This window comes from Ornithinibacillus halotolerans (assembly GCF_014637405.1).
In the GTDB taxonomy this organism is placed as follows: Bacteria; Bacillota; Bacilli; order Bacillales; family Amphibacillaceae; genus Ornithinibacillus; species Ornithinibacillus halotolerans.
In genome coordinates, this window is the sequence record NZ_BMEY01000003.1 from 105,365 (window position 1) to 119,341 (window position 13,977).

Sequence of the window (13,977 nt, forward strand, 5' to 3'; positions counted from 1 at the left end):
GGGTGAAGAAGTTTGAACGTAATATTGAAACAAGATACTTTTTGGGTACGAACGAATAATGGGATTTTACTTAAAAATGGGAAGAACAGCATACATTTGACGGGTAAAAATGTATTTGAATTATTTGATAGAATTGCCCCCTTTTTAAAAGGACAATACTCCAAGGAGCAAATTTTAGGAGCATTACAGGGAAATCAAGCAGAAATTGTTGCATCCATATTGGACAACTTAAATCAAAGGGAGTTTCTAATTTTTGAGGAATCGAAGTTGCCGCATAACTTATCACTAGAAGAATTAGAAGCTTTTAACTCGCAAATTTCTTATATTGGAATAAATAAAGCTTCACCAGAATTTTATTTTCAACAATTTCGAACTACTAAATTATTAATCATTGGAGCAGCACAGCCACTTACTTCTATGGTATCGATTGCGATAGAAAATGGGATAAGGGAAGTTAGCTATATTGATTTAAATAATGAAAAAAGTACATCGTTTCAAATTAATGAGTATTTAGATTCTATTAATGGAATTCACACTGGTGTTTATAAACAACCAAATAAAATTACTATTAATAATGAACAGGATATTATTCAAATGATCAATAAGTTTGATTCAGTATTGTACATTGCACCAAGTTTTACGGATCCATTGGCATTTACATTAAGTAAAGCATGTGAAATGAGCGAAACAATACTTGGCATATCAACAATACTTCCTTCAAAGGTATATGTAGGGCCATTTTATATACCGGATAACTCACTCTGCTGGAATTGCTTAAGGTTAATTCTCCAATCTAATGATGAAGTTTGGTTAGAAAGCGATATTTTGAATCGAACAATACCGCCAGCAGTTGCATCTATTACTGCAACCTTAAGTATTTATAAGCTATTTAAAATTATTACGAATATACAAGATATGGCAGATAAAAGCAACATTTATGTTATCGGCCAAGAAACACTAGAAACATATGAGACCCCAATGTATCATGTAAAACACTGTCCTATTAATAAGGAAATTAAAACATTTGATATAAAAGATGTACTTCAACGAATGGAGAAAGATAATAACGGATTTGAGGAATTGGGGAACGAGGAATTTATAGAAAACTGTACAGAACAATTTGTATCTGAAGAGCTAGGGATGATCCAAAGTATTGATGAGGAGAATTTTATTCAAGTTCCAGTTAATCAATGTGTAGCACGGATTAGGGTCCCTGGAGAACATCAATTAATTGAGGTATATGGAACTGCCAATGACCCAATTAGTGCTAGGAAAGATGTTCTACAGCAGGCACTTAATCAATATGCAGAACATTTAACAGTTAATAATATGCCACATTATGCAGTAATGGAAACAGCAAATCATGTTTGGACTTGGACACCTGAATTAAATGTTGTGGAGGAAAGTATTCAAATTATTGAAAACCATCTATCACCTATTCACTATCAAGAATTATCTGAAATTGGAACAGTAGTTTCCGGTGCTAATCTTAATGTGATTTTATCAGAAGCTTTATTAATAAATAGTTTAAAATACATTATTAAACATGAGAATCAATATACTTGGCAGGAAATACAAGTAGATAGTAAGCTTGAAGATTCCTTATATAGTAGTATCCAAGATAATTTTAATGATATCAGAATTAAACGATTAAATTATATGAATTTAACTGTACTATTTGTAAAAGCAGATGATTACCAGCCTATTGTCGTATGTGATTCTAACCAGAATGATGCAATTAATCTAGCATTAACTACTCTTCAAAATAGAGTAAGCACTTCTTATAGTAATACAATACCATACATGGTTGGCAATAATGTACAAATGTCTCAAGAAATTTTTAACTTGTTTGAATTCCTAAAACTAAAAATTTGCTTTATACCATTAATAATGGATGAACTAAGCAATGCTAGTAATTTGAGATTTTACTATTCTTATCTAATTTAGTGAGGTATGTGGGAAACCTAAAAATATAGAAGGTGGGATGAATAATGGAAATTAAAGACCTAGAATTAAACATTTCATTAGAAGATATTGAACTAGAGGAGGTGAAAGTACTAGCTTTAACAAACAATGAATCTAAAGGATTACCAGAGATGGGTGCTTCAGCAAAATGGGTTGGTTGCTGTTCTTGTTGTTGTACTAAATTAAACTAAAATTTGAAAGGAGGTGAGGAAGATGAAAAAATTAGAATTTGAACTACGATTAGAAGATTTAGATTTTGAAGACATCAAGGTTGAGTCCCTAATGGATGATAACTCGAAAGGGTTACCAGAAATGGGTGCATCAGTAGGTGGAATTACATGTTGCTCATGTTGCTGCTGCGTTAAGTTAAGTTAGGTAACTAATGTATTCAAAGCTTTATGAGTAATTGAAGCGACAGCAAAATTAGAATTCTCTAGTAGACTTAAAAACTGAAGATGTTGAGGTTCGATCTCTATTGGGATAACTCAAAAAGGGAAATCGGAGCAACAGTAGGTGGAATTACATGCTGCTCCGCTACAAAGGTATTTTAAAATTGGGTAGTTCCTGCATACCTTTGAGGGACCATTATACAGAATAAATACATAATTAGCAATAAATAGACACCAAATGGTCCCTCTCTATATTAATTATTTCCACTTTTAACACAAAATAAAAGGAGAAATAAACATGTCAACTATTTATATTGTTTCTGACAATATGCTAAGTAATCAATTATATAATCAGTTAAAAGAACGGCAATATGAAGTTTATTTCTATACACAATCAGATAATAATTTTTCAGATAGTGATCTTATTATTTATGCTAGTGAAGAACAGTCTAGGAAGGAAATTCAAAAATGGAATAATACTGTAATGAAAATTAGGGGAGTATTTTTACCAATTCAATTACAATTTGAAGAGGTAATTATTGGTCCTTTTACGAAAGCGGGTCATCATGGTTGTACAGAATGCTGGTATGAGCGCTTTATTACAAACCGTGGTAGTGAAGAAATGTATGAGAAAACTGTAGGAGGATTTGGGACTACAGGTAGCATATTTCACGATATGAACCGAAAAATTTTAATTGAATTAATTATCTCCCAAATACAAAAGTATATAACATTTTTTAAGATAGAGCATACCACTTTCCACCTAAATCTAAGCACACTACAAGGGAAAGAACATCGCTTTCTACCTAATCCACATTGTTCGGTGTGTAGTACTTTACCAGATGATTCAAAAGAACTTGCTTTTATACATATAAAGAATCAACCGAAAAAGAATCCATATTCTTATAGAATTACACCTGTAAGTCATTGGAACTCATTATTTAATAAAGGGTTTTTGGATGAAAAAACAGGTATAGTAAAGTCTCTCAACCACTTACTAATTTACCAGTTTGTTCCAGCAGTTGGAGCGGAGTTAAAGATTCCTCGTCAAGGCTATTCAGAATTTGGGATTGGAAAGACATATGATTATGAATCTGGTAAAGTAGTTGCTATTTTAGAAGCTTTAGAACGCTATGCGGGATACCGTCCACAAGGTAAAAAAACGGTAGTAAAAGGGAGTTATAAAGAACTGAGACATGAAGCCCTTGATCCAACTACTTTAGGATTACACTTTGATGAAGATTATTCCAAGGAAACTGACTTAGTAAAGTTTTCGGAAGATCTTGCTCTAGATTGGGTGTGGGGTTATTCGTTTAGAGAAAATAAGCCAATTTTGGTACCTGAACATGTTGCATATTACTTTACGCATTATTGGAAAGAAACCTCTCGAATTGTTTTTGAAGTATCTAATGGCTGTGCATTAGGAGCATCCTCTGAAGAAGCCATTATTCACGGTTTATTTGAAATTATTGAACGTGATGCATTTCTAATGTACTGGTATGGAAAACTTCCCCCTACAAAAATTGATTTGAGTTCAGTGAAGAATCAAAATATTAAATTGTTGATTAAACGATTAAATAATGCAGGATACCAAGTTTTTGCATTTGACATAAGAACCGAATTAAGAATTCCAGCAGTTATGGTTATGATTGTCAATGAAAAGGACGAATTTCCTAAAGCATTATGTTCTGCAGGTGCACACCTAAATTATGAAAATGCAATTGAAGCAGCACTTGGAGAGGTGTCACTGAGTGCAAGTTGGAGAGAGAGAGAAAGAAAGAATTCCAAGAACTCTATTGAAAAAGCATACAGGCTTCTGAACGATAATGCTGAAGTAAAAGAAATGGATGATCATGCATTACTATATTCGTTGCCGGAAGCATTCCAGCGGTTAGATTTTTTATTTTCTAGTAATAAAACAGCTACGATTACAGAATTACAGTCAAATAGTTTAAGTGTTAAAAATAATGATTTAAGTGAAGATTTATTACAAGTAGTAGATCAATTCTTTAAAAATAATATGGATGTAATTGTAGTAGATCAAACATCTCCTGAACAAATAGAGGTTGGATTGAAAACAGTTAAGGTAATTGTACCAGGTATGCTACCGATGACTTTTGGTCAGGAGAACAGAAGAATTAAAGGAATCGACCGTCTTTTTACTGTTCCTTTCCAATTAGGCTTCAATGGACCATCTAAATTAGAAGAAATAAACCCGAATCCACATCCATTTCCATAAAATTAGAGGGGGGAATTCTCTTTGGAAAATTTAAAAAGTAATACGACTTTAGCAAAGAAATTTGCATTACAACAATCGATAAATCGTTATGAAAATCAATATGTTATCCCAAAAATATATGGTGTCAAACAACCAACTCCGTTTAAAGTATATCATCACGATACCAAGAAAGTCCCTCTCCACTCAATAAATTGGAGAAGAGAATCCAACATATGGGAACTCTTCTTCAAGAAAAATAATGGTAAAGTCAATAATTTACAAATGGAACAACTTTCCTCATTTCTATTTTATGCATACGGATTATTACGGTTTGAAATACTTCATGCTTGGGAGCTTCATAGAGGAGTGGCTTCTGCTAGATGTCTTTATCCAACCGATGTTTATATTGCAGTACCTAAAGGTTATTCTTGTTCATTGGAAGCCGGTATTTATTATTATAATCCTCTTTATCATGAACTTAATTTAGTAAGAAGTGGTAACTGGATAGATACTATTCTCAATGCGTGTGGCTACGAATTGGAAGATTCCAAAGAATTAATAGTATGTACAGCAACAAATTTTGGCAGAACTGCTTTTTATTATGCTGATTTTGCATATCGATTAACATCACAGGAAGTTGGATTGGCGGAAGAGAATATTGTTTTGTCTGCAAAAAATCATGGATTTGATGTCCACATATTTCACCAGTTTATAGATGAGGAAGTTAACGGAATTTTTGGTATATCAGGTGCGGAAGAAAGTGCAATGGGGATTATTTTATTAAAGCGCTTTAATAATAAATTAATTAGGAAGAAGACATTACGAAATCCTTTCAATGATCCTTCTACTAGCATAGTTAAAAAGGATTCTTATTTAGATGTAAAATGGTACCCAAAATTAATAGAACTTAATCAAAGTTCATTTTTAGAGGAGCTTTCCACAGAAGATATTTTACAAGAACCAATCATTGAAAATCGAAAAAAAGAAAATAAGAATGCTATTATCCCACTAATTACCTCATTAGACTCATTACCAGATAGGGATATTACTTTCGCGTGGCGCAATAGAAATTCAGGAGATAGTGTCTATTTGAATCCATCTCATGACCATATGAGCTTTTCTCACTTCTCAACGATAATGGCAACCTGTTCACTAACAGAAATCAATCAAATGGAACATATTTCACCATATCAGCACATTAAATTGATTTTGGCCATAAATAGTGTAGAAGGCGTCAAACCAGGAGTATATGAATATGATCCACAAAACCATTGTTTAATAGAATTAATAATAAAGCCAGTATCAATTGAATTACAAAAAACTTATGTAAAAGACAATATTAATATGAATGGTATTTCATTCTGTGTTTTTCCTGTGGTTAACTATCAGAAAGCTTTTGAACTAAATGCAAATCGTGGATACAGAATTGTAAATATACTTGGTGGTCATCTAGCTCAAAGGTTTGATATCGCTTCTGCTGGATTAGGGTATGGTGTGCGTTGTAGTGATAGTTTGAATGAAAATGAAGCAAATAGAATGTTAGGTATTAATTATCCTGAGCAACCACTAATGCATATTATTGTGTTTAATCCCAGAACAAATCTTACATTTGGTAATTCTATAATTTAACGATGCATATTGAGAAAGGGGTTTCAGCATTGAAAGTTAATCAACAAAGGAAAATAAATGTCTTTTATCCAGCTATTGAAAGAAAAGCAACTATGCCTAGTCATTTCTTAGAACGACTATCATTTAATCAAACACAAACGATTATTGATAAGTTTATAGCATTAGAAGAATGGTGTATAAATAATAAAGACAAAGTTTGTGATAGAATTTACATTTTTGTTAACAAGGAAAAAGATGAGAGATCTAAGAGGAGATTAATCGAACTAAAAAGAGATATTTATAATAATCGTTTTTCAAAGAATAGGTTTGAAAAGTATAAAATGATAATTGAACAATACAATGAGGAACAAATTAATATTGTAAATAAATGGATTCAATACAAATTCTTACAACAGGAAATCCTAAACACTGGACAAGTTGAGTTAACGAAAGAATATCAGATTAAAAAAGAAATTTTTAACAAGTTGTGTATGGAAGAAACCTTTATTAAAGGGTTGTCATTAGCCAGTTATAATCTTTATGAAAAATGGATGAAAGAACAAAAAAAATATACTTCCCTACCTAATAAAATTGGGAAATATAGAAAAATGGAGAATGCGCTACTAGGTTATTTATCAAGGACAGCAATGAAAACTAGCCCTTTCAGTACATTTACTGCTGTTTCAACAATGGGGGGAGATATAGATGAGAATTACAGGGAAATGACTCAAGTAAAACAGTCCCATGTAAATGTTAACCAGGCACTAATCCATCGGATCATTCATTATTTAGAAAATCATCATGTGGTAAAACCCTATCTTACTATTATTGGGAATCCCAATCGTTGGATGGATGATCAATCCATTTCCTTTTTCTATCGTGAGAGTAATGAACAATCTATTTATAAAATGGTTAAAACCGTTGAAAAAATAAGTAGTGTTCCTCGAAAATCACCCTTCCTGAAGTTATTGACTTTAATTGAAGAGGTACAACCTATTACATATGGACAATTACAAGAAAAGCTACAAGCTATACTAGGAATCACCGAAGAAAAAACGATTGAGATTATCAATCGTATGATTTCATTAGGGATTATTCTTTGTGAAATACCAATACCAGATCAAGAATATCAGGGGCTAGAGTGGTTAATCAGATATTTAAAACCCTTTTCAAATTCTTTTGCGAAGGAGTTTAGAGAACTGTTAGTAGAAATAAACAATAATGTAAAACAGCTAGAAGTGGTTGTAGCTTATGAAAGAGGACGTGTGTTGCGTCAAATTAATGAGTTGATTAAAGAGGTCTTTGGAAAACTCGGTGTAGAGGGTGAACAAAGTTGGAAGAACAATCTAGTTTATGAAGACTTTACTTTAACATCCACCACAAAAAAAATTTCTAATGATTTTTTTAATCAAAATGGAGAACGAATGTTAGAGGATTTATCAATTCTGTTTAAGTTGAACCCTATATTGGATGAGACTATTTATTTTAGAGAATCCATTAATTATTTTTATGAGTACCTGTACAAGGAGAATAATGAAAACAAAAGCGATTTACTTTCATTTTATTACGAGTATTATCTTGCTACAAAAGACTATCCTCAATTTAGTGGGGACCGTATTCCGTTTTATTATTATAATCCTTTTAATATCGAAAAGTTGACTAAATTAAGGTCTTTAAGTGAGGAATTTATAGAAAAGTACAATGCAGAAAAAGAAATTAATAAACATGAAATAGATTTAAAAAGTGATTGGGTAGCGAATATTTTAGAACGATTGTCATGTTTTAGCTCTACTAATAATATTTACTCCGTATATTGTCAACCATATCAGATTCGGGGTGAAGATCAACAAGTTGGTCTTGTAATTAATGATGTTTATTCTGGTACGCCAAAACCAGCTATCCGCTATAGTACCTATTTAAAACAACTTAAGAAACCAATTCAAGAGATGGTGTCAACGTATGAGCGGAATGGAGGAAAGGTTGCAGAGTTAATTGGAACATTCGGCCTAAATGCGAATTACCATCCTACGATAACTCCAATCGAAATTGTTTATGGAACACCAAAACCTAATGATGAAATAAAAAAAATATCGCTAGCAGAGTTATACATATCGAATAATCACACAGACGATGTACGAATATACACAAAAGAGAATAGACAAGAAATTATTCCATTAGATTTAGGGATGATGTTCTCTGGCTATCAACCACAACTCTATAAGTTTATTTCGAGTATTTATGGTAGAAGCTTTATTCCATTCTCAAGATTAAATTATTTAAAATCCAATTACCAGAACGTGGAAGAAATAACTATTTATCCTAGAGTGAAGTATGGAAATATCGTATTGGAAAGAAAGAAATGGCTAATTCCGAAAAAAAATTTACCAAGAAAAATTGAAAGTGAAAATGAATGGGAGTATTTTCTTAAGGTGAGGAAATGGCAACGGAAAATAGGTATTCCAGAAAATGTGTTCGTTCGCTCAAGACAAATTGATGAGTTTTATACAAATTCAGACTTAAATGAGGAAAGTATTACTACTAAGAAGCGAATGGGAGCATTAAGTAAGCCGCAATATATCGATTTTACTAGTTACTTTTTTATTAATTTATTTGAAAAGTCAATACAAATGGTAGAGAACTATCTTCAAGTTGAAGAGGTTTTCCCGTCTTCAGAAGACTGGAAATATATTAATACCCCTCACGTTTTAGAGTGGGTATTACAAATTAGTAATAAGGTGGAAGGGGAAAAGTGATGGAACCGAATAATAACTGGGGAGTACTTAAAATTTATTATTATGATAAGAATAAATATCCATTATTAATAGATGGTGTATTTCCTATTATGAAAGAATTTAAATTGGAAAATAGTATTAATAACTTCTATTTTGAGCCTCACTGGGAACATGGACCACATATACGGTTATTTGTTGAAGTATCTACGAAAAGATTGAAAGAAGATATTGTTGGATTAGTAAAGAAAAAATTAGATACATATCTAATGGCCAATCCTTCTCGTGGAAATCTAGATGAAGAACTATATAAACAAATACATAGTTCATTAGCATGGTGGGAACTATCAACAGTAGAAGAAATGGATTTACAACCCAATAACAGTGTGATCGTTTCTTCTGAACAACCGAGTACAATGTTATGGGGTGGGGAACTAGGAGTTAAAATGGTTCAGAAATACCTATCGAAAAATAATGAATTTTTATTTACTTGTCTCAAGCAGATAAGAGACAATGAAATTGAAAAATTCGGAGTTGTGCTGAAGCTTATGTATATTCATGCTTGGCTTATGGATCCCTCACTTAAGTATTCTCATCTTTCCTTTCGGTCGCATGCGGAAGCATTCTTCATGTCAACTGAAGAACCAAGTAAATATAGAAAGCTATTTCAAGACAAGTTTCTTAAACAAAAAAATACTTCACAAGTAATTATCCAGACCATTGAGGAAGAGATTAATAGTGGTTTAGTACCTGACCTCTTTCAAAAATTTATAAATGTGTATGAAGAGATTTATCACGAAGTTCTTTCTTATATTAAGAATGGGGAGATTTCTTCATTATCCAACGATAAGATGAATGAACTGTCAGAAGAAATTAGAAAAGAAAAAGGATTAGATTGGGTTGAAATTGCTTCAAGTAACGAATTCCATTCTACTTTATTAAGTAATAATTGGAAGAACTTTATGGATAATAATATCGAATTTATGGCAAATAGATTTATGATAAACTTACTGTATACTGTCTTTGTGCAAATAGGAATCACACCATTGGAAAGGTATTTATTATGTTGGTATTTTTCTCAAGTTATAGAAGAGAATTATCAGATTGATAGTATCGCTTTAGTGAAGAATTTACAAAAGCTATTATAGTATTATTGTCTAAAGGAATACATTGTATAAAAGGAATTTTTTCAACATTCTTATGGGAGGGATTCTTTATGATGAATAAAAAAGATAAAGTTCTGAGAAGTCTTTGGTTATTATCAGGGGTGTTATTTTTATTAACTTTGGTAATGTTTTCATTTACATATGGTAAATTACCTAACATACTTTCAATCTATTATCGAATTGATCAGTTATTCTTCCAACAATCATCCACCACTTGGGATAAGAGTGATTTTGGTGTGTTTTTTGTCACTATATTTATATTCATTAATTTTCTGGTACATATCATTTTGCCATTTATAGGAAAAAAGAAACCAGAATTACTATACATCAGAAATAGGAAATATTGGTTCTCAAAGGAAAGTTTACGAGAAGAAATCAAGAAAAGATTGAAGTATATTTTTGCTTATAGTGGGGTCTATGTTAACTTAATATTTTTAGTAAGCTATTGCATGATGATCAATCAAAATGGAATTAAATCATATCTTCCGCATTTTCTTGCATTGTCAATTACCATTATTTCGACTTTGTGGTATATGGTTTGGATATTTAAACAATTAAGGCCTGGTAGATAGAATTATTGCAGTTCTAAAGAAACTAGATTTTAATTTACAGATGTATCGAAGAAGAATGAGGAGACTAGTACAAAACTATTATATAGGATCATACTGAATATTATAGTTAGTACCACGGAAACATACTTCATGTGTACTAAAAAGAGAGCAGATATTCCTTGCAACATAGTTTTACAAAGGTTCAAATATCCATTGGTAGCATCGTATCAAATATATGGTGATACTCAATAGTTTTATTACCAAAAGTAGTCATGTAAAAAAGGATTACGGTGTATTGTCCATAATCCTTTTTTTACCTTATAATGCTTTATCATCCACACTCTCAAGCCATTCTTCAATCGCTTGAACGGTTTCTTCTACAGTGCCATCTTCAAATGGTGATTTTAGATTAGCTGCTTCTACTAAACCTAAGAAAGGTTTTGACCCACCTAATTTACATAGTTTTAAATAATCTTCCCATGCAGCTTCATGATCTTCTCTAGAACGTTTCCAGAATTGGAATGCACAGATTTGCGCTAATGTGTAATCAATGTAATAAAATGGTGACGCATAAATATGTCCTTGACGTTGCCAAATCGCACCAGTTCCCCAGTAAGGCATATCACCATAATCACGGTGTGGTAAGTATTTTTCTTCTAGACCTTTCCATGCAGCTTTACGCTCTTCCGGAGTCCATTCGGGATTTTCATAGACAAGATGTTGAAACTCGTCAACTGCTACTCCATATGGTAGGAAACGAAGACCACTTGCTAAATGAGCATGCTTATATTTTTCCGTATCTTCTTCAAAGAACAATTCCATCCATGGCCAAGTAATAAATTCCATACTCATCGAATGAATCTCTGCAGCTTCATAGGTTGGCCAAATATATTCCGGAATACCGATGCCGCGACTTTGATAAACTTGGAAAGCATGGCCTGCTTCATGAGTAAGTACATCAATATCACCAGATGTACCATTAAAGTTAGCAAAGATAAATGGTGATTGGTAGTCTTCAATAAACGTACAATATCCTCCAGATTCTTTCCCTTTTTTCGCTTCCAGATCCATTAAGTTACGATCAAGCATGAATTGATAAAATTCTTTCGTTTCTGGAGAAAGCTCTTCATACATTTTCTTCCCATTTTCAATAATCCATTCTGGTGTTCCTTTTGGCTTCGCATTCCCTGTTTTATATTGGAAACTTTCATCATAAAACTTTAACGAATCTACCCCAATTCTTTCTTTTTGTTGTTCATATAATTTAGATACAAGTGGAACAATGGATTCTTGTACTTGTTTGCGGTAATTAGCAACCATTTCTGCATTATAGTCAATACGCATCATTCGAATATAACCTAATTCTACAAAGTTTTTGTATCCTAATGTTGTTGCAATCTCATGGCGAACTTTTACTAATTGGTCATATAGCCAATCGAATTTTTCACTGTTTTCAGCAAAGAATCCTGCAGAAGCTGAAGCGGCCTTCTTACGGACATCGCGATCTTTGTCCTGCATGAATGGCCCTAGTTGTGCTAATGTGTATGTTTCGCCATTGAATTCAACTTGGGCAGATGCAACGAGTTTAGAGTACTCAGAGGTAAGTTTGTTTTCTTTTTGAAGTAATTCTATCACTTCCGGTGCAAATGCTTTAATGGAATAATCAGCAATGGCAAAAAGCTGTGAACCCCATTTTTTCTCCAATTCATCTCGAAACGGTGATTGTATTAATTCTTTATAAAAATCGGTATCAAGCTTTTGAACTTCTGGCATAATTTCATCCATATAATCACGTTCTGTTTGATAAAACTCATTGTTCGTATCAATGGATGCTCGAATATACACTAGATTGAACAAGGTTGAGATTTGGCTGCGAAAAGCATTAATAGCTTCGATAGCTTTGTTTTGTTCTCCAACGGAAGTCGCTTGTTTGAACGATTCTAGTAAGTTAGCAAATGTTGCTTTTCCTTTTTCTAGATTAGGTCGTGTGTATGTATAATCTTCAAATCGTTGCATGGTTGTTCCCCCTTAATTTCATAAGATATTTTCTTTTCTAGTGTACACTATTTTTGGGGAAAATAAGATATTTTTGTTAAAAAAGAACCAGCTCTAAAAAGCCGGTTCTTGAAGATTGATATGCTAGGCTGCTTTTGCTTGCTTTTTTCTCTCTGATTCTTCGACTACAACACTTGCGACGGCATCTCCCATCACATTGACAGAAGTACGCATCATATCGAGGATACGATCGATCCCTGCAATTAATGCGATTGCTTCGAGAGGGAGGTTTACTGCAGCTAATGTCATCGTTAACATAACCATTCCTGCACCAGGAACTCCTGCTGCTCCAATAGATGCTAAAGTAGCTACTAATGCAACGATAATTAGTTGGCTGATGGTGAGCGATTGACCGAAGTATTGTGCAGTAAACATTACAGCAATCCCTTGATAAATGGCTGTTCCATCCATGTTAATGGTGGCCCCTAATGGAAGAACAAAGCTAGACGTTTCTTTAGAGACACCAAGATTTTCTTGGGTATTTTTCATCGTAACTGGTAGCGTACCAGAACTACTACAAGTTGAAAATGCTACGGTTGCTGCTGGGAAGATTCCTTTAAAGAAGTGCATAGGACTCATTTTGCCTAAAGATTTTAGAGCAAGGGTGTAAACAACGACTACTTGAATGATACAAGCAATTAAGACTGCTATTATTAATTTTATAAGTGGCATTAAGACATCCAAGCCGTATTGCCCAACAATCGGTGCTAGTAAGCCAAAAATACCGAGTGGAACAAGTACCATGACAGCTGCTGTAATCTTATACATGACCTCGGCCAGTCCATCAAAGAAACGTTGTACAGGTGCAGCCTTTTCACCGACCATGGTGATGCCAAGACCAAGGAAAATGGCAAAAAAGATAATTTGTAGAACATTTGCTGTTGCGAGAGCTTCAATAGGATTGGTAGGTACAATATTTAGTAGGGTATCGACTACATTTTGTGTTTCACCAGAAGGAACATTTTCTTCATTTAATTGCATATCAACACCTGTACCTGGAGAAAGGATAGTAGCTACGGTTAGCCCTATAACAATGGCGAAGAAACTGGTTGCAAGATAAAACGTAATGGTTTTCCCACCAAGCCTTCCAAGCTTTTTAACATCTCCGGCACTGGTTACGCCAACAATAATGGTTGAAAAAATTAACGGTACGATGATAAACTTAATTAACCGTAGAAACAAGTCTCCAAGTGGCTGAACATACGTCGCGCTATCTCCGAAAATTAATCCAACAATGATAGCTAACACGAAAGCAGCGAGTATTTGCCATAAAAAACTCTTTTTCATAGATAATTC

The 13,977-nt window shown here is 33.1% G+C and carries 10 protein-coding genes; 8 read left to right on the forward strand and 2 right to left on the reverse strand.

Annotated features, from left to right (window positions below):
* The first annotated feature begins 12 nt into the window (after positions 1 to 12).
* The 8 genes from IEV35_RS03700 (at position 13) to IEV35_RS03735 (ending at position 10,647) form a co-directional block, all read left to right on the forward strand.
* Complete coding sequence (locus IEV35_RS03700; protein WP_188383354.1) at positions 13 to 1,947, forward strand: hypothetical protein; 1,935 nt, start codon at positions 13 to 15, stop codon at positions 1,945 to 1,947.
* A 44-nt stretch (positions 1,948 to 1,991) separates the two neighbouring features.
* Complete coding sequence (locus tag IEV35_RS03705; RefSeq protein WP_188383355.1) at positions 1,992 to 2,156, forward strand: thiopeptide-type bacteriocin; 165 nt, start codon at positions 1,992 to 1,994, stop codon at positions 2,154 to 2,156.
* Positions 2,157 to 2,178: 22 nt separating this feature from the next.
* Positions 2,179 to 2,340, forward strand: coding sequence for a thiopeptide-type bacteriocin (locus tag IEV35_RS03710; RefSeq protein ID WP_188383356.1), 162 nt, complete (start codon positions 2,179 to 2,181; stop codon positions 2,338 to 2,340).
* A gap of 312 nt (positions 2,341 to 2,652) precedes the next feature.
* Positions 2,653 to 4,593 (forward strand): TOMM precursor leader peptide-binding protein, encoded by a 1,941-nt coding sequence (locus tag IEV35_RS03715; RefSeq protein WP_188383357.1) that lies wholly within the window; start codon positions 2,653 to 2,655, stop codon positions 4,591 to 4,593.
* A 21-nt stretch (positions 4,594 to 4,614) separates the two neighbouring features.
* Positions 4,615 to 6,201 (forward strand): nitroreductase family protein, encoded by a 1,587-nt coding sequence (locus IEV35_RS03720; RefSeq protein ID WP_188383358.1) that lies wholly within the window; start codon positions 4,615 to 4,617, stop codon positions 6,199 to 6,201.
* Positions 6,202 to 6,230: 29 nt separating this feature from the next.
* Entirely contained in the window at positions 6,231 to 8,933 is a 2,703-nt protein-coding gene (locus tag IEV35_RS03725; protein WP_188383359.1) for a lantibiotic dehydratase, read from the forward strand.
* The gene (locus IEV35_RS03730; RefSeq protein WP_188383360.1) at positions 8,933 to 10,057 is read left to right on the forward strand and encodes a lantibiotic dehydratase C-terminal domain-containing protein; all 1,125 of its coding nucleotides are present in this window, start codon (positions 8,933 to 8,935) and stop codon (positions 10,055 to 10,057) included. Before IEV35_RS03725 ends, IEV35_RS03730 begins: the two co-directional genes overlap by 1 nt.
* 68 nt (positions 10,058 to 10,125) lie before the next feature.
* Entirely contained in the window at positions 10,126 to 10,647 is a 522-nt protein-coding gene (locus tag IEV35_RS03735; RefSeq protein WP_188383361.1) for a hypothetical protein, read from the forward strand.
* 297 nt (positions 10,648 to 10,944) lie between these two features.
* Here IEV35_RS03735 and IEV35_RS03740 read toward each other — a convergent pair whose 3' ends face one another.
* Positions 10,945 to 12,642 (reverse strand): M3 family oligoendopeptidase, encoded by a 1,698-nt coding sequence (locus IEV35_RS03740; protein ID WP_188383362.1) that lies wholly within the window; start codon positions 12,640 to 12,642, stop codon positions 10,945 to 10,947.
* Between the two features lie 123 nt (positions 12,643 to 12,765).
* Positions 12,766 to 13,968 (reverse strand): dicarboxylate/amino acid:cation symporter, encoded by a 1,203-nt coding sequence (locus IEV35_RS03745; RefSeq protein ID WP_188383363.1) that lies wholly within the window; start codon positions 13,966 to 13,968, stop codon positions 12,766 to 12,768.
* Positions 13,969 to 13,977 lie beyond the last annotated feature (9 nt).